Raw genomic sequence first — 20,399 nt, forward strand, 5'->3', positions numbered from 1 at the left:
ATCTTGTGAAGCGCCGCCTTGGGCACCTTCTTCAATCGGCCGATCTCGATTATCGGAATTTCACCGCGGGCCGCCGCCGCGTAAGCCGCATTGCGGCTTAGCCCTAGCATCCGGCCCGCTTCCGGAATGTCATAGACCTGCTTGGTAACAGCCACCCCGTTCGGGGGATTAATGCTTTCGAGCGCCATCGCAAATGACCTCCTTTGCGTGATAGATTACGCACAGGCATAAGTGATTTGCCGGTTGCAGCGCAAGGGGTGCTGCGTTATAGATTACGCACTAGACGGGATGAAACAGGACGAACCGATGCCCCCTCGCGCGAAATCCACAAGAAAAGCGGTCGCCGGCAAGCGTTATCCGCTGAACATGCGAACGACCTTTGACATTCGGAAGCACCTTGAAGACGCGGCGAAAGCGTCTGGATTTTCGCTCGCCCAGGAGGCGGAGCGCCGCATCGAACAATCTTTCAGAGAAGACAAAACCCACGCTGAAACACTGCAGTATTACGTCGATCAGCGAAACAAAATGCAGGACCAACTCCACGAGGCGCAGGACCGGATCAACGAACTCGAGACGCTGCAATTGAACATTGGAGTCGCCATAGAGACCGCGATCACGAACGCCTTCGCTAAGGCGGGCTTCGCACCAAAGGACGATCAGCAATGAAGGGTCATATCCGCGAGCGATCTCCCGGCCATTGGGCGATCGTCGTCGACACCCGCGACGCGAGCGGCAAGCGCAAGCGCAAATGGCATTCGTTCACAGGCAACAAGCGCGGCGCCCAAATCGAGGCCGCGAGGCTTATCACAGAGGCCAAGCGCGGCACCGCGCTGGATCCGGAAAAGGTCACGGTTCGCGAATTTCTAGACCGCTGGCTCGAGCATATGTCGACGCAGGTCAGTCCGCGCACGATCGAGATTTACCGTGAGAACGTGCAATTCCTGATCTTGCCTGCGCTCGGCAATGCGCTCTTGTCCAAGCTGAAGCCGGATCAGATCGCGAAGGCGTACAGCGAAGCGCTGCAGAGCGGACGTAAGAGGGGTGGCGGTCTGTCGCCGCGCTCAGTCGGCATGATGCACCGGACGCTCTCACAGGCGCTGAAGCAAGCCGTCACCTGGAATTTGCTCACGACCAACCCGGCCGCATCATGCAAGCCGCCGCGGATCGAGCGGAAAGAGATGAAGGTGCACGACGTCGGCACCACCGCGAAGCTGATCGAATACGCCAAGGGCGGGCGGCTCTATATGCCGATCGTCCTGTTTGCGCTCTGCGGCCTGCGGCGTGCCGAAGTTGCTGCGATCCGCTGGAGCCGTCTCTCGCTCGACACTGCAAGCCTATCCGTATCGACCAGCATTGAGCAGACAGAACGCGGCACGCGGGAGAAGCCACCGAAGAGCGGCCGCGGGCGCACCGTTGCGCTGCCCTCGCTTGTGGTCGAAGAGTTGCGCCGGCATCGCCTGCAGCAAGCTGAAGACCTGCTACGACTCGGCATCCGCCAAACCGATGAAACCCATGTCTGTCTGCGGGAGGACGGCTCGCCGTGGCCGCCGCGCCTGCTGACGCATTCGTTCGTCCGGTTGATCAAAAGCAGCGGCCTGCCCCGTATCCGGCTGCACGACCTGCGGCACAGTCACGCGACGCACTTGCTGGCGACCGGCGTTCATCCAAAGGTCGTGCAAGAGCGGCTCGGGCACGCGAGCATCCAACTGACACTCGACACCTACAGCCACGTCATGCCGTCGATGCAGGACGATGCCGCGGCCACGATCGATGCAGCGATGCGCAAAGCCATGAAGCGGTGATGGTAGCAATCCGGTAGCAACCGGACGAATTACCCAATCATTTCAAATAGGGTTGCCCTTTTCTTGATCGGACAACGGCTCGCGACCATCGGGAACAGCGCAAGCCCGGCGCGGATCACGAAGAACACGACACCGGCTACCACCGCCATGTGATAGCCGGAAATCGACAGGACATGCGCGAGGCTCGACACATACATCGCATCGTTCACGGATGACGAGATCGCATCGCGCTTGCCGGTGATGAGCGCCGAGGCGATGGCGCCGGTATCGCCCGGGAGCGCCGCGCGGATCCGTTCGTCGATCGCATCGCGCAGCGACCCGATGGCCGCGACCCAGCGCAATTGCAGCCCGGGGGAATGCGGCGCAGCCACCTCCCGGATCGGGCCCAGCACGAAGCCGGTGCCGCCGAGCTGCTGGAAGTAATAATCGCGCGCGAAATCATAGCCTCCCGGACGCAGCGGCGAGAGCGGCGGGTAGAGGCGCGCCCGGAAAGCGACAAATGCCGCGACCGGGGGTGCCGTACCCTTTCTGACCGACACGCGGACGCGTTCGAGCTTGATGTCCGGCCGTGCGCCGCTCATGCTGTGGACGCGGATCACGAGGCGGTCGCTGCGTTCCCGCTCCTCGCGCCGTTCGACGAAGCCGGACAGGGCGACATTGAAGGCTGGCGCACCGAGCACCGGATGCGCGATGCGGGCGGTCTTCCATGTCGCGAGCGTGAAGCCAAGAATGACCGCCGCCGCGGCGACCGCGACCGGAAATGCCACCGGCCGCGCGCGCATGACGAGGCAGAGCGCAAGTGTGGCTGCGGTCGCGCCCAATCCGGCCCACAGCAGCGGTTCACGGTCCGCGGTGAAGTAAAGGACGATCCCCAATCCGAATGCGACCGGAAGCCACGGGACGAGCCGCCCCGGCGCCACATCGTGGGCGATCCAGTCGGCGACGCGGCCACCCGCGCGCCGCGCGACCGGAGCGAGTACATCGATCCAGCCCGCTGACGGCTGACCGCGGGCGCGAGCCCCGAGCGGCCAGGTTCGGGTGCCAGCCCGCGCGCCGGCGCGGGCGCCGCCTCGCGCACGATCTTGGCCCTCCGGCTCGCCCTTGCCTGCCATGAGCCCCCGCCCCGGCACCTTGCCTGGGCGAAAAGGCTACATCAGAACGAGGTCATCCGCCCGCGGATACCTTCGCCCAGGTGTCCCGCAATCCGATGGTGCGGCTGAAGACCGGCCGGCCAGGCGTAGAATCGCGGTCGCGGACGAAATAGCCCAGCCGTTCGAACTGGGCAGGCCCCGCGGCATTGTCGGCGACGATGGCCGGTTCAAGCTTCGCATCGGACAGCACCTCGAGCGAGTTCGGGTTCAGCTCGCTGGAAAAATTGGCGGCATCCGGATCCGGCCTGGTGAACAGCGGATTATAGAGCCGCACCTCGGCCGAGACCGCATCCTGCGCCGACACCCAGTGGATCGTGGCTTTCACTTTTCGTCCGTCCGGCGCATTGCCGCCCCGGGTGGCGGGATCGTAGCTGCAGCGCAGCTCGACGACTTCGCCTTCGGCATTCTTCTTCACCTCGCGGCAGGTGATGAAATAGGCATAGCGCAGCCGCACTTCGGCGCCGGGAGACAGCCGGAAGAATTTCTTCGGCGGATTCTCCATGAAGTCGTCCTGCTCGATGAAGATTTCCCGGCCGAACCGAATCCGGCGCGTGCCCGCGCCCGCATCGTCCGGATGGTTGGCCGCTTCGAGCTCCTCGGTTCGGCCCTCCGGATAATTCTCGATCACCACCCTGAGCGGCTTGAGCACGGCCATGCGCCGCAGCGCGCTGCGGTTCAGCGTCTCGCGGATTGCAAAATCCAGCATCTGGACATCGACGACGGAATTCGCCTTGGCGACTCCGATGCGCCTGACGAAATCGCGCAGCGCCGAAGGCGGCACGCCGCGGCGCCGCAGGCCCGCCAGCGTCGGCATGCGCGGATCGTCCCAGCCGGAAACGTGGCCGTCCTGAACCAGCCTTGTCAGCACGCGTTTCGACAGGATCGTGTAGCTGAGATTGAGGCGTGCGAACTCATACTGGCGCGGACGCGAGGGGACCGGCAAATTCTCGATGAACCAGTCATAGAGCGGGCGGTGATCCTCGAATTCGAGCGTGCAGATCGAATGCGTGACGTGCTCGATGGCATCTGACTGGCCGTGCGCATAGTCGTAGCTCGGATAGATTTTCCAGGCATCGCCGGTGCGGGGATGGGTGGCGTGCAGGATGCGATAGAGCACCGGATCGCGCAGGTTGATATTGCCCGACGCCATGTCGATCTTCGCGCGCAGCACCCGCGCGCCGTTCGGGAATTCGCCAGCCCGCATGCGACGGAACAGGTCGAGATTCTCCTCCACCGAGCGCTCGCGGAATGGCGAATTTCGTCCCGGCTCGGTCAGCGTGCCGCGATTGGTACGGATCTCCTCCTGCGACTGGTCATCGACATAGGCCTTGCCCGCCCTGATGAGCAATTCGGCCCATTCATAGAGCTGCTCGAAATAGTCGGAGGCATGATAGAGATGCGGTCCCCAGTCATAGCCGAGCCAGCGCACATCGGCCTCGATGGCGTCGATATATTCCTGCTCCTCCTTGACCGGATTGGTGTCGTCGAAGCGAAGATGGCAGTGCCCGCCGAATTCCTCCGCGATGCCGAAATTCAGCCCGATCGACTTGGCGTGTCCGATATGCAGGTAGCCGTTCGGCTCCGGAGGAAAGCGCGTGACCACGCTCCTGTGACGTCCCGACTCGAGATCGGCCTGCACGATGTCGCGGATGAAATCGCGCCCCGCGTCCACATTCGACGTATCGTCCACCGCCATCTTGCCTCTCTCGCATGCGATGAGGATCGCAGCGGATATCTCTGCCAAATCCGTCCCGGTGCGCCAAGCGCCGCCGCGTTCATGCTCGGCAGCGCTGAAGTAACCCTGCCCTGTCATTGCCGCAATGACCGGCAAAGCGCTGTTTCCGCATTTCGCGCCCCATGTTAGAGGGGCCGGACCGAAACCGATACGCTTGCCCGATGACCGTTGTCACCCGCTTCGCCCCCTCTCCGACCGGCTTCCTGCACATCGGCGGTGCGCGCACGGCGCTGTTCAACTGGCTCTACGCGCGCGGCCGCGGCGGCAGGATGCTGCTGCGGATCGAGGATACCGACCGGCAGCGATCGACCGAGACAGCGATCGAGGCGATCCTCGACGGTCTGACCTGGCTGGGGATCACCTGGGATGGCGAGGCGGTTCATCAGTTTTCGCGCGCCTCCCGCCACCGCGAGGTCGCCGAACAGCTCCTCGCCACCGGTCGTGCCTATCGCTGCTTTGCGACACCCGAGGAACTCGCCCAGATGCGGGAGGCCGCACGCACCGACGGCCGCGCCCGCATGTATGACGGACGCTGGCGCGACCGCGATCCGGCGGACGCGCCACCCGGGGCGAAACCCGTGATCCGGCTGAAGGCGCCGCTGACCGGCGAGACGGTGATCGAAGACCAGGTGCAGGGCCGCGTGGTCTGGCAGAACGAGGATCTCGACGATCTAGTCCTGCTGCGTTCCGACGGAAATCCGACCTACATGCTCGCGGTGGTGGTCGACGACCACGACATGGGCGTCACCCACATCATCCGCGGCGACGATCATCTGACCAATGCCGCGCGCCAGAAACAGATTTACGAAGCGCTCGGCTGGCCGGTTCCAGTGATGGCGCATATTCCGCTGATCCACGGTCCGGACGGGTCGAAGCTGTCCAAACGGCATGGTGCGCTTGGGGTCGATGCGTATCGCGCGATGGGCTACCTGCCCGAGGCGCTGCGAAACTACCTCGTCCGGCTCGGCTGGAGTCATGGCGACCAGGAGATTTTTTCGACCGATGAGATGATCGGCTTCTTCGACCTTTCGCAGATCGGACGCTCCGCCGCCCGCTTCGACTTCGTGAAGCTGGAAAGCCTGAACGGCCACTACATGCGGGCGACCGATGACGCCACGTTGCTGGCAGAACTCGAGCGTGCCCTGCCCTTCATTGCGGGCGGCGCCGAGCTTGCGGCAAAGCTCGACGATGTGCTGCGCGAAAAGCTGCTGAAGGCGATGCCGGGCCTGAAAGAACGCGCCAAGACGCTGGTCGAGCTTCTGGAGAATTCACGTTTCATCTGGGCGGACCGGCCGCTGCCGATGGAAGACAAGGCGCGAGCCCTGCTGACCGCGGAAGCGCGGGCGCTGTTGCGCGGGCTGCTTCCGAATTTCGAGGCGATCCCGGACTGGTCGGCGGAGACCGCCGAAGCCGCGGTTCGAACTTATGCCGAGTGCGAAAATGTGAAACTCGGATCGGTGGCCCAGCCGCTGCGCGCGGCCCTGACCGGCCGTATCACGTCGCCCGGCATATTCGACGTGTTGGCGGTGCTCGGCAAGGCCGACAGCCTCGCACGCATTCGCGAACAGGCGCAGGCGGACGGATCGGTCGCGGCCTGAGCGGAAGCCTTTCCAACTGCGGGGCGGTGCGAAAGATTGCGGCGCCCGGGCCGACTTTCGCCCATCTTGCAGTGCGGAAACGGATGGGATACGCCACAACGCTGGACCAATTCCCTTGGTGCTGGGCTTGAGAACCGGTCGGTATTCGACCGGCCAATCCGTCCAGAACCGGGCTGTTCTCAGGGGATGCCGATGGACGCGAAAACGGCGAGCAGCAAGACCGCAAAGGTCACTGTCGGCGACGAAAGCCATAATTTCCCGGTCAAGGCCGGCACCATTGGGCCCGAGGTCGTCGACATCTCGAAGCTGTACGCGGCGACGGGAATGTTCACCTACGACCCGGGTTTTACATCGACCGCGAGCTGCGAATCCAAAATCACCTATATCGACGGCGACGAGGGCATCCTGCTCTATCGCGGCTACCCGATCGAGCAGCTCGCCGAACACGGCGACTTCCTGGAGACCTGCTACCTGCTGCTGTTCGGCGAATTGCCGACCGCAACCCAGAAGGCGGATTTCGTCAAGCGCGTGACCAACCACACCATGGTGCACGAGCAGATGAGCCGGTTCTTTCAGGGCTTCCGGCGCGACGCCCATCCGATGGCGGTGATGGTGGGATCGGTCGGCGCGCTGTCGGCCTTCTATCATGACTCCACCGACATCTCCGATCCGTATCAGCGCCTTGTCGCCTCGATCCGCATGATCGCGAAGCTGCCGACGCTCGCGGCCATGGCCTTCAAATACACCATCGGGCAGCCCTTCGTGTATCCGACCAATGCGCTCGATTATTCCTCGAACTTCCTGAAGATGTGCTTCGCGGTGCCGACCGAGGAATACAAGCCAAATCCGGTGCTGGCGCGCGCGATGGACCGCATCTTCATCCTGCATGCCGACCATGAGCAGAATGCATCGACCTCGACGGTGCGGCTTGCCGGATCGTCGGGTGCCAATCCGTTCGCCTGCATCGCCGCCGGCGTCGCCTGCCTGTGGGGTCCGGCGCATGGCGGCGCCAACGAAGCCGCGCTGAAGATGCTGGAGGAGATCGGAAGCGTCGACCGCATCCCCGAATACATCAAGCGGTCCAAGGACAAGAACGATTCCTTCCGGCTGATGGGGTTCGGTCACCGCGTCTACAAGAATTACGACCCGCGCGCGAAGATCATGCAGAAGACCTGCCACGAGGTCTTGTCCGAAGTCGGCCACCAGGACGATCCGTTGCTGCAGGTCGCGATGGAGCTGGAGCGCGTCGCGCTGCACGACGATTACTTCATCGACAAGAAGCTCTATCCGAATATTGACTTCTATTCCGGCATCACGCTGCGGGCGATGGGCTTCCCGACCTCGATGTTCACCGTTCTTTTTGCGGTGGCGCGAACGGTTGGCTGGATCGCGCAATGGAAGGAAATGATCGAGGACCCGCAGCAGAAGATCGGCCGGCCGCGCCAGCTCTATACCGGCCCGACCCGTCGCGACTACGTCCCGATTTCGACCCGGAAGGCGTGACGGGCCAAGTTAGTCCCAGCTTTTTCGGAAGGCCGGCTCCTGCAGCCGGCCTTTTGCTTTTGGCGGCACCCCTTTGTGTCTAGAGTTCCCCCGTGTGCCTCATGCAGCAGGCGGGGAGATGAGCCATGATGCCAACACTTGCGCAATTGATCGTATGGGTCGTGGTGGGTTTGCTCGGCGGCACGCTCGCGGGCTACGCCATCACCTGGCACAAGGCCGGCTTCGGCATTTGGCGCAACGCCGCGCTCGGCCTTGTCGGCGCACTGCTCGGTGGCTTCCTGTTCAGACTGTTCGGGCTGTTTCCAAACCTCGACCGGATTTCGATCTCGCTGCGCGACGTCGTTGCCGCCTTCGTCGGTTCGCTGATCATCCTGCTGGCGATCTGGGCGTGGGACAAGTACGGGAAGTAGCTCTGGACCTCCAGAACCGCTGGGCAAGCAGGCTTGGCACGCGCCGCGCCCAGCGATAACGCCGGGTCACGCCGCCTGCGCGCCATTGCCGGCGCGCGCGGCCCCGTCATAGGCCCAGGTCACATAGGCTGCGCCCCAGGTGAAGCCGCCCCCGAACGCCGCCAGGATCAGGCGGTCGCCGACCTTGAGCTTGCTCTCGTAGTCCCACAGGCACAGTGGAATCGTCGCCGCGGTGGTGTTGCCGTATTTCTGGATCGTCATCATCACGCGATCCATCGGCATGCCCATGCGCTCGGCTGTGGATTCGATGATGCGCCGGTTGGCCTGATGCGGCACCAGCCACTGGATCATGTCGCCGCGCAGGTTGTTGCGGCTCATGATCTCGCCGGCCACTTCGGCCATCTTGGCGATGGCGAATTTGTAGACCGCCGCGCCCTCCTGGTGAACGTAATGCATCCGCTTCGCCACGGTCTCTGCGGAGGGTGGCAGGCGGCTGCCGCCGGCCTTCTGATGCAGATGGATCATCCCCGAACCATCGGAGCGGATCAGCGTATCGAGGATGCCTTCCCCGTTCGGACTGGGCTCGATCAGCACCGCGCCGGCGCCGTCACCGAACAGCACGCAGGTGGCGCGGTCGGTATAGTCGATAATGGCCGACATCTTGTCGGCGCCGACCACGACCACCTTTCTGCATTGACCATTGGCGACGAATTGAGAGGCAATGGTGATCGCGTAGATGAAGCCGGAACACGCCGCCTGCACATCGAACGAGCCGACCGGTCCGAGGCCGACCATGTCGGAAATCAGATTGGCGGTGGACGGAAACACCATGTCCGGCGTGGTGGTCGCACAGATCAGCATGTCGACATCGGACGGCTTGTTGCCGGTGCGTTCGAGCAGCCCCTTGACCGCTTCCGCGCCCATATGGGAGGTGCCGAGGCCCTCGCCCTTCAGAATCCGGCGCTCCTGAATCCCGGTACGCTCGGTGATCCAGGCATCGGACGTGTCGACCATCCGCGCCAGTTCGGTGTTGCTCAGAACGTATTCCGGGAGATAACCGCAAACGCCTGTTATTGCTGGTGTTTTTAGATTTATGCCATTACGCATGGGCGCTCGCCGGTCGGGGGCGAAGGGTGAGGACAGGACGCTGCAAATTAGGCGGTTACGGGGCCGGATGCCAGCCTTTCGGACGGATTACGGGACCCGCTGCCTGGATTTGGTCGCAACTTCCTCAACGATTTCGGCGGCCCGCATCGCCGGCTGGGCGCGGCCGATCTCCATGATCCCGTCGAGCCGCGCGAAGGCCTCGATCTGCCGCTTCCGTTCGGGACTGTCCGCCAGAAGCGGCGCGAGCGCGGCACAGAGCCGGTCCGGGGTGCAATCGGTCTGGATGAATTCGGGAACGACATTCTCGCCGAGCACCAGATTGGTCAGGATCACCGATGGTACCCGGATCAGGCGACGGGCGATCGCCGCCTCCCACGGAGCCACCTTGTATGCGGTGATCATGGGCACGCCAGAAAGTCCTAGTTCCAGGGTCACCGTGCCCGACTTGGCGAGCGCCGCGCGCGCCGCGCGGAACGCCGCCCGCCGGTCCTCGCGCTTGACCACGATTTTCGGTCGCAGCGGCCATCGCGCGGTTTCGCGCAGAACCAGGTCCTGCAGATGCGGGGTCGTGGGAATGACGATGTCGATCGGCCAGACCGTTTTGGCGATCCGCTCGATGGTGCGGCCGAAGGGCTCGATCAGGCGCCGGATCTCGTTCTTGCGGCTGCCGGGCAATACCAGAAGCAGCGGAGTCCCGCTGGTGCGCCGGCCGGCTTCCTCGGGGCCGGGGCGCAGTTCACCGATCTGTTCGATCAGCGGATGCCCCACATAGGTACAGGCCGGTCCACCGAGCTTCTGGTGCACATCCGGTTCGAACGGCAAAAGCGCCAGGACGTGGTCGATGTAATGGCTCATGGCGCGTGCGCGCCCGGGCCGCCAGGCCCAGACCGATGGGGAGACATAATTCACGATCGGGATGGCACGATTCTTCTTGCGGACCCGACGAGCGACCCGATGCGTGAAATCCGGAGAATCGATGATGACCATGACATCGGGTTTTTCATCCAGCGCCGCGCGGGCGGTCTGACGAATACGCGCGAGGATTTTCGGCAATGCCTGGGTGATCCCGGCCAGTCCGACAATCGCGAGGTCGTCGATACGGAACAACGAAGGCAGGCCCTGCGCGGCCATCTCGTATCCACCGACCCCCCGGAATTCGACGCTGTCGCCAAGCTTCTCCCTCAGCGCCTGCATCAGTGACGCGCCGAGCCGGTCGCCGGATTCTTCGGTCGCAACCAGAAACACTTTCATGCCGAACCGCCCGGGGTTTCGGGAAATCCCGCCACGAATACCCCGGCGCGGTCGGCTTTCTCCACGACAATCTGCGGTTCGGCAATGATCGACCCGCCAGCCTTGACCGCGAGACCGGCAAGGCCGGCCTCGATGATCCCCTCGATCGTGCGCGGCCCGATCGAGGGCAGATCGAAACGCCAGTCCTGTCCGGATTTGGGTGCCTTGACCAGAACGCCGATGCCGGGCGGAGCGCGGAAACGCTTGCTCTGCCGCAATTCCCCGACCCGGGTGAGCATCTGGTCGGTGCCCTCCGCGGCTTCGACCGCGATCACGTGCCGGTTCGCCACCACCACTCCCTGCCCGACATCGAACGGGCCGATCGCCCGCAGCACCTCGAGACCGTAGTGAATGTCGTCGAGGTCGCGCGGGGCCGGAGCCACCTGCCCCAGCGCGCCTTCCGGCACGAGGATTTCCGGCGCCACTTCATGCGCACCCAAGAGTCGGAAGCCATGGTCTTCCAGCATGCGCGCCATGCCCGTCAGGAGATGATTGTCGCCACCATAGAAGTGACGGATCGCCCCAGGAAGCACGCGCAAGGTGGCCAGATCGAAATTGACGAGCTGACGAAAGCTCGGCCGCACCAATGTTCCGATGAAGATCACATCGCGGCAGCCCTCCCGCCGTGCCAGCCGCAAGAAGCGGCCGAGCTGTGTCACATGTGCCCAATGGTGCGGATAGCCGGTCACGCGATCCGGGTCGGCAAAGCCGCGCAGGGCGAACAGGACCGCGCCACGGCCGCTCTTCATCAGTGCATCCGCGACCGTGAACGGAAACGAGCCTCCTCCGCAAATGATGGCAACCGGACCCGAATCCGCCGGCGGGTTCGGCACGGTCATGATTCTTCGGCCGGACTTCTTTCTCCGGCCTGACCGGTCTTGCCCGCCTTCATGATCGGACGCGAGCCGCCGGCCTTGATGAATGCGATGACCCTGGCGACGACCGGATCGTCGGCGAAATTTCGCTCGACCGCTTCGACCCGTTCCTTGAAGTGGCCCCGCACCAGAAACAATGCGCGGTAAGCCTGGCGCAGCCCGTGGATATCGGCCCGCGAATAACCGCGCCGGCGCATGCCAACGACGTTGAGTCCGTCGAGCTCGCCGCGTTGCCCGATCGCGAAACCGAACGGGATCACGTCGGCACCGAGCCCGGTCACACCGGCAATCATCGCGCTCTCGCCGATCCGCACGAACTGATGTGCGGCCGAATGACCGCCCATGAACACATAGTCTTCGATGATAACGTGGCCACCGAGCACGGCGTTGTTGGCGAGCGTGACGTGGTTGCCGACCTTGCAATCATGCCCGACATGCGAACCGACCATGAAAGTGCAATGATTGCCGACCTCGGTAACGCCACCGTCGTCCTCGGTCCCGGTATTCATGGTGACGCTCTCGCGAATCTCGCAATCGCTGCCGATGACGAGGCGGGTCGGTCCGCCGCGATATTTGACCGATTGGGGTGGCGTGCCGAGCGAGGCGAACGGATAGATCACCGAACGTTCCCCGACCGTTGTATGGCCCGACAGCACGACATGACTCGTCAGCCGGCAATGCTCGCCGACCACGACATTGGGTCCGACCACACAATAGGGACCGATGACCGCGCCCTTGCCAATCACCGCGCCGGGCGAAATACGAGCGGTCGGATCGATGGAGGTGTCGGGCGTTTCAGCCATTGACGATCATTGCCCCGACCTCGGCTTCCGCCACCAGAGAACCCTGCACGCGCGCCTCGGCCCGATACCACCACATCATGCGCTTCCTGGCGATTTTGGTCACATGGTACTCGATCGTATCGCCCGGAATGACCTGCTTGCGAAACTTCGCCTTGTCGATTGTCAAAAAGAATACGCTCTTTGTCGTGCTGCCGGCCTCGCCGGAACAGATGCACAGCACCCCCGCGGTTTGCGCCATGCCCTCGATCATCAACACTCCGGGAAAGACCGGATTGTCCGGGAAGTGTCCCATGAATTGCGGCTCGTTCGCGGTCACATTCTTGATGCCGATCGCCGATTCATCCACGCGCATGTCGATGACCCGATCAATCATCAGGAACGGATAGCGGTGCGGGAGCGATTTCAGGATACGCGCGATATCGGCGCTATCCAGCTTCGTCTTGTCATCCATCGCCCTTGCCTTCGCCCTCCACTTTCCGCTTGTCGGCGCTGTGTTTTCGGGACGCACGCTCCAGCCATGTCACTTCGCGCATCCAGGCCTTGGCCGGCTTCGCGGGAAGGCCAGCCCAGCGGGCACCCGCGGGAATATCCGAGTTGACGCCGCTCATCCCCGCGATCTGCGCACCCTCTCCGACGGTGACATGATTGTTGATGGTCACGCGCCCGCCAAGGGCCACAAAGTCCTCAAGCGTCACGCTTCCGGCGATCGCGCAATGCGCGACGACCACGCAGTGCCGGCCCACGCTCACATTGTGGCCAATCTGGACCAGATTGTCGATTTTTGTGCCTTCGCCGATCACGGTGTCACGAATCGCGCCGCGGTCGATCGCCGTTCCGGCGCCGATCTCGACGTCATCCTGGATGATCACACGACCGATCTGGGGGACCTTGGCATGACCGCGCGGGCCCATCACGTAGCCGAAACCGTCCTGTCCGATCCGGCAGCCGGGATGCAGGATGACCCGGTCGCCGATCAGGGCGTGTGTAATCGAACAATGTGCGCCAATGCTGCAATCGCGCCCGATTCGTACCCCGGCGCCGACAACCGCACCAGCTCCGATCAGGCTGCCGGAGCCGATTTCGGCGCGCGGTCCAATCACCGCGCCAGGCTCGATCGTGACGCCATCCTCCAGCCGCGCCTTGGGGTGTACCGAGGCTCCCGGCGTGACGCCATCGGCCTCAAACAGCGACGAGGGGCGCAGCGCCGGCGCGAACAATTTGCGCGTCACCGCGACAAAGCCGCGATAGGGCTCGCGGGTAACCAGCAGAAGAAGTCCCGCCGGAGCTTCGCTCGCAAAGCGCTCGCTGATCAGGCATGCGCCAGCACGGGTCGATTGCAGCCCCTCCGAATAGCGAAGGTTCTCGAAGAAGGTGAGGTCATGCGGACCGGCCCGGTCGAGTGGCGCGACATTCGATATCAGGCGGTCGGAAAGCGACGGATCGGACAGCGTTGCCCCGGTCAGCACCGCGATTTCGCCAGCAGTCAGGCCGGCCCCGCGACTGAAAAAAAAAGGTTCGGTCATCCGCCTGCAAGCCACATCGTTCCGGCGGATTCTGGCGACGGCCCGCGCCGATCAGAACCTCGTCCCGCCGCCGAAGCGGAATTCCTGGACGATGTCGTAGCTTTCCTTGCTGAGCGGGATCGCATAATCGAACCGCAGCGGTCCGAAAGGCGAATCCCAGATGAGACCGGCGCCAACCGCGGCGCGGATGAGTTTTGAATCCTCGAAGGTCATGACTTCGCCCGGGGCGCTGGTCGGTCCCTTGTAGTTCCAGACCGAGCCGGCATCGGCAAAAAGCGACGCGCGGATGCCAATATCCTTGGGAATGAAGAACAGCGGCACGAACAATTCGACGCTCGCAGCCCAGAAATTGGTGCCGCCGATCGCATCATTCGTCGTCCATGGCGTGGTGTCGCGAGGCCCGAATCCGTTCTGTCGGAAGCCGCGCACCAGATTGGGGCCACCCTGGTACATATCCTGGATGCGCAGATCGTTGCCGTTCCAGGCCGTCACATTGCCGGCCTGCAGGCGAAGCAAGGCGACATAATCCGGCACGACCTCGTGGTAGAAACGGGCGTCACCCGAACTTCGCAGGAAATTGACGTCCCCGCCGAGGCCCGCCAGATCCTGCTTCAGCTCGAACCGAAGTCCCGACGTCGGGTTCCGGTTGTTGTCGAGCGTGTTGTAGATCAGGCTGTAGCCGAACATCGACGTCAGCTGCGCGCCCTCGTTGAAGCTCAGGCGAACCGGGAGCGACGGAACGATGCTGACGTCGCCGCATCCGGCCGGCTTGTTGTTCGGATTCCACGGCACGGTCGAAAAGCAGGTCGAGTACCCTTCCTGCAGCGTCAGCTCTTGCTGATAGAGCGAGTAGCGTAGCTGCAGCGCAAGATCCTCGCGCAGTTCAAAGCCCAGCCGGATGGCTCCACCGATCGTCTTGGTATCGTACGAGGTATATTGCTGCCCGTTGGTCTCCTTCGCGTAGAAGTCCAGCCCGAGCGCCATGCGATAATCGAGGAAATACGGCTCCACGAACGACAGCTCGAAGCCCCGCGCGCGCTGGCCATATTGCACCGCCGCCCGGACCGCCTGCCCGCGGCCGAGCAGATTGCGTTCGCCGATCGAGACTTCGCCGAGCCAGCCGTCTTGGGTCGAGTAACCGCCCGAAATCGAGAATTCTCCGGTCGATTGCTCCTCGACCTCGACATTCACGACCACGCGATCCGGAGACGTCCCCGGCTCGTTGGTGATCTTGACGGATTTGAAGAAGTTCAGATTCTTCAGACGCCGTTCGGCTCGGTCGATCAGCGCCCGGTTATAGGCGTCGCCCTCGGCAAGATCGAATTCGCGCCGGATGACCCAGTCGCGCGTACGCGTGTTGCCGCGAATCTGGATGCGCTCGATATAGGCGCGAGCCCCTTCTTCCACGACGTATGCGACGTTGATGAGCCGGTTCTGAAAATCCCGGTCGCCGCGGGGACGCACCACCGCGAAAGGATAACCGCGGCGCGCCACGTCGATCGCAATCGCCTCGACCGATTTTTCGACTGCCTCGGCATTGTAGACCGCGCCCGGCTTGGTCTTGAGCCGGTTGTAGATCGAAGCCGCATCAACGGCACGGACATTCGACTGGATGTCGACGGTGCCGAACTTGTACTGTTCCCCTTCGTCGATGGTGAAGGTGACGAAGAAAGCGCCGGCCTGGGGGTCGTATTCGCTCACGGCGGACACGACACGCACGTCGGCAAAACCATGTTTGAGATAGAAGCGACGGATGAGATCGCGATCGGCTTCAATGCGGTCGGGGTCGTATACGTCCGACGACTTGAGAAAGCTGAGGATATTGGCCTCGGTGGTCTTGATGACGTCCTTGAGCCGATAGTCGGGGTAAAATCGGTTCCCGACGAAGCGGATGCTCTTGACCGAGGTCTTCTTGCCTTCGGTGATCTCGAAAATCAGATCGACGCGATTGTTCGACAGTTCGATGATCTTCGGAACCACGCGCACGTCGTAGCGGCCGTTGCGGCGATATTGCTCGATGATGCGCTGGGTGTCGGACTGCACGACGGGCCGCGACAGCGTCCCGCGCACCTTGGACTGGATCTCGGCGGTGAGTTGCTCGTCTTTGGCTTTGACGTTTCCTTCGAACGCGATGCGGTTAATGACCGGATTTTCCACCACGGTCACGATCAGCCGGCCTCCGGCCTGCCGGATACGGATGTCCTGGAACAGCCCCGTCGCATAGAGGCCTTTCAGGCCCTCATCGATCTGCGCGGCGCTGAGACCGCCCGCCGCCCTGAAATAGGAGCGGATGGTATCGGCCTCGACCCGTCGATTTCCTTCCACCACGATATTGCTTGCGGATTGGGCAATAGCGGGCCCTGCCGGCACCGCAAGTGCGGCGAGGCCACAAACAAATCCACCGAGGAGAAAGGCCGCCAGCCCCACACCCCGCAAAACCCGGGCACCACTTCCCATTACCACGCGCTCGTGTCCCACCCCTTTGGCGTTCAGAATCGTCACCAAGTCCCTAACGGAATTGATTTTTACAGCCTCGCGCCGGTGGCGCAAACGAAACCGCTCCAATCTGCGACTAAGCCCCGGCACGTTGCCCCCCCGCCACACAGATATCCCCCAAAAAGGCGGTATCAGGAAGCGGCCAGGTGGATGATGTCGTTAAACGTTGCAAAAATCATCAACATCACCACCAGGGCCAGTCCGATGCGAAAGCCCATTTCCTGGGCGCGTTCCGAGAGCGGTTTGCCCCGGATGGCTTCGATGGCATAGAACAAAAGATGACCACCATCGAGCAGCGGGACGGGGAACAGATTCAGCAGGCCGATTGAAACCGAAAGGATCGCCGACAGGTTCATAAGGGCGACAAATCCGACCGTGGCAACCTGTCCGGAGACCTGCGCGATCCGGATCGGGCCGCCAAGCTGGTCGGCGGCCTCACGTCCGGCAATCACCCCGCCGAGATACGACATGGTCCGCTCGATCACGAACCAGGTCTCCTCGACCCCCATCCAGACCGCGGGCAAGGGCGAGACCGTCTGATGCTGGGCGTCGGTCGGCGCCATGGAACGGTTGATGCCAAGCACCCCGATGCGGTGGGTATTGCCGAAATTGTCCTTCATCTCGCGAAGCGCAGGCGTCGCCTTCAGCTCCAGCCGGGCGCCCCCGCGCTCCACCGTGACCGCGAGTTCCTGGCCGGCGCTGGTCGACACCACCCGCTGCATTTCGGAAAACGTCTGGATCGGACGTCCGTTGATCCCGACGACGACGTCTCCCGGCTGGAAGCCCGCGGCCGCAGCGGCGCTATCGGGCTGAACGCCGTCGACCCGCGCGGAGGTCGACGGCTTGCCGTAGAAGACGAAAATCGCCGCGAAAATCAGAATGGCGAGGATGAAATTCGCGAACGGCCCCGCGGCGACGATGGCCGCGCGCTTTCCGACGCTCTGATGATGAAAGCTCTCGCGGCGCTCCGCGGCGGTCATGGTCGACACGCTCGCATGGTCGGGCGTGCTCGCGGCATCCTCATCGCCGAAGAACTTGACATAGCCGCCGAGCGGGATCGCGGAAATTTTCCAGCGCGTGCCGTGGCGATCGTTGAAGCCCAGCAGTTCCGGACCAAAACCGACCGAGAAGACCAGCACCCGCACTCCGCAAAGCCGTGCCACCAGGAAATGGCCAAGCTCGTGGAAAAACACCACGATGGTCAGGACGAACAGAAACGGCAGCAAAGAGCCCGGAAAGCCGCCACCCCAAAAGCTCAGATTGTCAAGAAAACCCATGAGCGGACCCTATCCTCAAGATGGCGGCAATTTAGTGAAGGACAGCTGAAGCGGAAGCCGTCAGCTCGCCTGCAATCGACCTCGCGGTCCGGTCGAGCGCCAGCGCCTCCTCCACGCTTGCCGGCTCGCGAACCATCCCCTTTCGCGCCGCAGCATCCAGCGTGGCTTCCACGAGCGCCGGAATGGCGGCAAATCCGAGGCGGCCTGCCAGAAATTCGGCCACCGCAACCTCGTTCGCGGCATTCAGCACGGTCGGCGCGCCAGCTCCCTCCTCCAGCGCGGTTCGCGCGATCCGCAAGGCCGGGAAGCGGACCAGGTCCGGCGGTTCGAAGGTCAGGCTCGCGAGTTCCTCGAGCCGCAGCCACCGCGCCGGCTCCGCAAGGCGCTCAGGCCAGCCCAGGCAATGCGAGATCGGGATGCGCATGTCCGGAGCGCCGAGCTGGGCGACCAGCGATCCGTCGCGGAACTCGACGATCCCGTGCACGATCGACTGAGGATGGACGAAGACATCGATATCGCGTGCCGGGGTCTGGAACAGGTGATGCGCCTCGATCAGTTCCAGTCCCTTGTTCATCAGGGTCGCGGAATCGATGGTCACCTTGGCTCCCATCGACCAGTTCGGATGGCGCAGTGCCTGCTCGACGGTCGCATTGCGGACCGCCTCCGCGGTCCAGGTCCGGAATGGTCCTCCGGAGGCGGTCAGGATCAAGCGCCGCACGTCGCAACGCCGGCCCGCGCCCAGAGCCTGAAACAGCGCGTTGTGCTCGGAGTCGACCGGCAGGATCGTGGTCCCGCGGGCGGCTGCCCGCCGCATGAACAATGCGCCGGCGCAGACGAGGCATTCCTTGTTGGCGATGGCGACAGTCGTGCCCCGCTCGATCGCCGCCATGGTCGGCGCAAGACCCGCGGCGCCGCTGATCGAGGCCATGACCAGGTCGGCCGGACGGGCGGCCGCTTCGATGACCGCTTCATCGCCTGCCGCCGCCTCGATCGCGGTCCCCGACAGGGCGGATTTCAGCGCGCCGTATGCCGCGGGTTGCGCAATCGCGGCAAAGCGCGCGCCAAGCGTGATCGCGGCCTTGGCCAGACCTTCGGCGTTGCGTTGCGCGGTCACTGATTGGACCCGAAAGCGGTCGCGATTGCGCACCAACAGATCGAGCGTGCTCATGCCGATCGAGCCGGTGGCGCCGAGAATGCTGATCGCCCGCGGCGCGACTCCGGGATCGCCATCGGTGCTGGGCATGCGCGGGACGCTCGTTGCCATGGCTACCAGATCAGCAGGCCAGAGGCGGGCGCGTCGAATCCCCCACGCGCGAACCCGATCACCAGTGCCGCCGCCGCCGCAAAGATGAAGCCATCGAGCCGGTCCATGACGCCGCCATGTCCCGGAATGAGCCCGCTGGTGTCCTTGGCGTCGTAGCGCCGCTTGACCCAGGATTCGAACAGGTCGCCGCTTTGCGAGGCCACCGACAGAACGAGCGCGACCATCCCGATTGCGACGGGGTTGCGGATCGAGAACAGCCCCGCAATGGCGATCGCGGCGACCACGCCGGCAACGGTTCCTCCGACGGCACCGGACCAGGTCTTCTTTGGGCTGATCGCGGGCACAAGCTTCGGCCCACCGATCGCGCGGCCTGCGAAAAAGCCGCCGATATCGGTACTCCAGACCACCGCATAGAGAAACACGATGGCCGCGAAGCCCCAGACGGCATCGTTGCGCAGAATCACGGCCGACATCAGCAGGGCCGATGCATAGAGCAAACCGCAGGCGACCATCGGCGCCCGCTTGCCGGCGGTCACGATCCCGGCAAGCAGGCCGAGCGCCACGATCATCACGGCAATCGAATGATTGCCGGTCTCAAGCAAAACCCCCTGCAGCACCAGCGCGCAAATGCCGGTCGCGAGCACAACGTTGCGGCCGGAGGGTTCGACCAGACCAACCCATTCCCACCAGACCGCAATCGCGGCGAGACCCCAGAAAATGGTGAACGGCCAACTCCCCAGCCACGCCACGCCGATGGCAAGCGGAGCGAGGATCGCGGCCGAGGCGACGCGCAGCAACAGGTTTCGCGCCGACGGCGTGGACGTCGTCTCTCCCAGTGGAAACGAGGGTTTGCCGCCGCTCATGATCACGATCCGGCGGCAGCCAATCCGCCGAAACGTCGCTCGCGGCGCGCATATTCGGAGATCGCATGTTCGAGTGCGGCGCGGTCGAAATCGGGCCAGAAGGTCGGAACGAAGACCAGTTCGCTGTAGGCGGATTGCCATAACAGGAAATTCGAGAGCCTCTGCTCGCCGCTGGTGCGGATGACCAGATCGGGATCAGGAAGATCGGGAGCATCCATGAAACGCGACAGCCGATCGGCCGTGACGTCTGACGCCGACAGGTGTCCGGCGGAAACCGCTTCCAGGAGACGCCGCGCCGCCCGCGCAATCTCCTGGCGCGCCCCGTAGTTGAATGCCACCACCAGGGTCAGGCCGTCATTGCCGCGGGTCACGGTTTCGGCTTCGTCGAGGAGGCGGCGCACGTCCGGGTCGAGATCGTCGCGCTCGCCGATCACCCGCACGCGGACATTGTTGCGATGAAGTTCGGCAAGGTCGTTGCGAATGAAGCGCCGCAGCAGGCCAAGCAGGTCGCGTATTTCAGACGGCGGCCGCGACCAGTTCTCGGAGCTGAAGGCGAACAGTGTCAGGATATCGATGCCGATTTCGCCAGCCGAGCGCACGGTACGGCGCAGAGCCTCGACGCCACGGCGATGGCCCTCTCCCCGCGGCAGGCCGCGGGCAGCGGCCCAGCGGCCGTTGCCATCCATGATGATGGCGACGTGA

At 63.7% G+C, this 20,399-nt stretch carries 19 protein-coding genes; 5 read left to right on the forward strand and 14 right to left on the reverse strand.

Annotation, left to right across the window (positions count from 1 at the left end):
* Positions 1-188: helix-turn-helix domain-containing protein (locus tag AB7F49_RS30695; protein ID WP_428529548.1), on the reverse strand; the 188-nt coding region annotated here is incomplete at its 3' end.
* A gap of 100 nt (positions 189-288) precedes the next feature.
* Between AB7F49_RS30695 and AB7F49_RS30700 the strand changes: the two genes are divergently transcribed.
* Positions 289-666: a hypothetical protein gene (locus AB7F49_RS30700; protein ID WP_428529549.1), complete on the forward strand. Its 378-nt coding sequence runs from the start codon at positions 289-291 to the stop codon at positions 664-666.
* A complete protein-coding gene (locus tag AB7F49_RS30705) occupies positions 663-1,802 on the forward strand; it encodes a site-specific integrase (protein ID WP_428529551.1) in 1,140 nt (379 codons plus the stop codon). The genes AB7F49_RS30700 and AB7F49_RS30705 overlap by 4 nt, the downstream gene beginning before the upstream one ends.
* A 29-nt stretch (positions 1,803-1,831) precedes the next feature.
* Here the strand turns inward: AB7F49_RS30705 and AB7F49_RS30710 are convergent, their stop codons facing one another.
* On the reverse strand, positions 1,832-2,914 hold the full coding sequence (locus AB7F49_RS30710; RefSeq protein ID WP_428529553.1) for a ComEC/Rec2 family competence protein: 1,083 nt from the start codon (positions 2,912-2,914) through the stop codon (positions 1,832-1,834).
* Positions 2,915-2,966: 52 nt separating this feature from the next.
* Positions 2,967-4,649, reverse strand: coding sequence for a glutamine--tRNA ligase/YqeY domain fusion protein (locus AB7F49_RS30715; RefSeq protein WP_428529555.1), 1,683 nt, complete (start codon positions 4,647-4,649; stop codon positions 2,967-2,969).
* Positions 4,650-4,849: 200 nt separating this feature from the next.
* On the opposite strand from AB7F49_RS30715, the gene gltX reads away from it, so the two are divergent.
* From gltX to AB7F49_RS30730, 3 genes are all read left to right on the forward strand, one after another.
* Complete coding sequence (gene gltX / locus AB7F49_RS30720) at positions 4,850-6,286, forward strand: glutamate--tRNA ligase (protein ID WP_428529557.1); 1,437 nt, start codon at positions 4,850-4,852, stop codon at positions 6,284-6,286.
* A 192-nt stretch (positions 6,287-6,478) separates the two neighbouring features.
* A complete protein-coding gene (gene gltA / locus AB7F49_RS30725) occupies positions 6,479-7,789 on the forward strand; it encodes a citrate synthase (RefSeq protein WP_428529559.1) in 1,311 nt (436 codons plus the stop codon).
* Between the two features lie 125 nt (positions 7,790-7,914).
* On the forward strand, positions 7,915-8,199 hold the full coding sequence (locus tag AB7F49_RS30730) for a GlsB/YeaQ/YmgE family stress response membrane protein (protein WP_428529561.1): 285 nt from the start codon (positions 7,915-7,917) through the stop codon (positions 8,197-8,199).
* 66 nt (positions 8,200-8,265) lie between these two features.
* Here AB7F49_RS30730 and AB7F49_RS30735 read toward each other — a convergent pair whose 3' ends face one another.
* The 11 genes from AB7F49_RS30735 to AB7F49_RS30785 all read right to left on the reverse strand — a co-directional run.
* Positions 8,266-9,306, reverse strand: coding sequence for a beta-ketoacyl-ACP synthase III (locus AB7F49_RS30735; RefSeq protein WP_428529563.1), 1,041 nt, complete (start codon positions 9,304-9,306; stop codon positions 8,266-8,268).
* 87 nt (positions 9,307-9,393) lie between these two features.
* Positions 9,394-10,557 carry a lipid-A-disaccharide synthase gene (gene lpxB / locus AB7F49_RS30740; protein WP_428529564.1) on the reverse strand — a complete coding sequence of 388 codons (1,164 nt, stop codon included), beginning with the start codon at positions 10,555-10,557 and terminating at the stop codon, positions 9,394-9,396.
* On the reverse strand, positions 10,554-11,435 hold the full coding sequence (locus AB7F49_RS30745; RefSeq protein WP_428529566.1) for an LpxI family protein: 882 nt from the start codon (positions 11,433-11,435) through the stop codon (positions 10,554-10,556). Before AB7F49_RS30745 ends, lpxB begins: the two co-directional genes overlap by 4 nt.
* The gene (lpxA, locus tag AB7F49_RS30750; protein WP_428529568.1) at positions 11,432-12,274 is read right to left on the reverse strand and encodes an acyl-ACP--UDP-N-acetylglucosamine O-acyltransferase; all 843 of its coding nucleotides are present in this window, start codon (positions 12,272-12,274) and stop codon (positions 11,432-11,434) included. Before lpxA ends, AB7F49_RS30745 begins: the two co-directional genes overlap by 4 nt.
* Complete coding sequence (gene fabZ / locus AB7F49_RS30755; protein WP_428529569.1) at positions 12,267-12,725, reverse strand: 3-hydroxyacyl-ACP dehydratase FabZ; 459 nt, start codon at positions 12,723-12,725, stop codon at positions 12,267-12,269. Before fabZ ends, lpxA begins: the two co-directional genes overlap by 8 nt.
* On the reverse strand, positions 12,718-13,797 hold the full coding sequence (lpxD, locus tag AB7F49_RS30760; protein ID WP_428529571.1) for a UDP-3-O-(3-hydroxymyristoyl)glucosamine N-acyltransferase: 1,080 nt from the start codon (positions 13,795-13,797) through the stop codon (positions 12,718-12,720). The genes fabZ and lpxD overlap by 8 nt, the downstream gene beginning before the upstream one ends.
* 51 nt (positions 13,798-13,848) lie before the next feature.
* Positions 13,849-16,254 (reverse strand): outer membrane protein assembly factor BamA, encoded by a 2,406-nt coding sequence (gene bamA, locus AB7F49_RS30765; RefSeq protein ID WP_428529581.1) that lies wholly within the window; start codon positions 16,252-16,254, stop codon positions 13,849-13,851.
* A gap of 170 nt (positions 16,255-16,424) precedes the next feature.
* Entirely contained in the window at positions 16,425-17,570 is a 1,146-nt protein-coding gene (rseP, locus tag AB7F49_RS30770) for an RIP metalloprotease RseP (protein WP_428529573.1), read from the reverse strand.
* Between the two features lie 31 nt (positions 17,571-17,601).
* Positions 17,602-18,813, reverse strand: coding sequence for a 1-deoxy-D-xylulose-5-phosphate reductoisomerase (gene dxr / locus AB7F49_RS30775; RefSeq protein ID WP_428529575.1), 1,212 nt, complete (start codon positions 18,811-18,813; stop codon positions 17,602-17,604).
* Positions 18,814-18,836: 23 nt separating this feature from the next.
* Entirely contained in the window at positions 18,837-19,697 is an 861-nt protein-coding gene (locus tag AB7F49_RS30780) for a phosphatidate cytidylyltransferase (RefSeq protein WP_428529577.1), read from the reverse strand.
* A 2-nt stretch (positions 19,698-19,699) separates the two neighbouring features.
* A partial coding sequence (locus tag AB7F49_RS30785) for an isoprenyl transferase (protein ID WP_428529579.1) occupies positions 19,700-20,399 on the reverse strand: 700 nt, incomplete at its 5' end.

The organism is Pseudorhodoplanes sp. (assembly GCF_050250235.1).
Classification (GTDB): Bacteria; Pseudomonadota; Alphaproteobacteria; order Rhizobiales; family Xanthobacteraceae; genus Pseudorhodoplanes.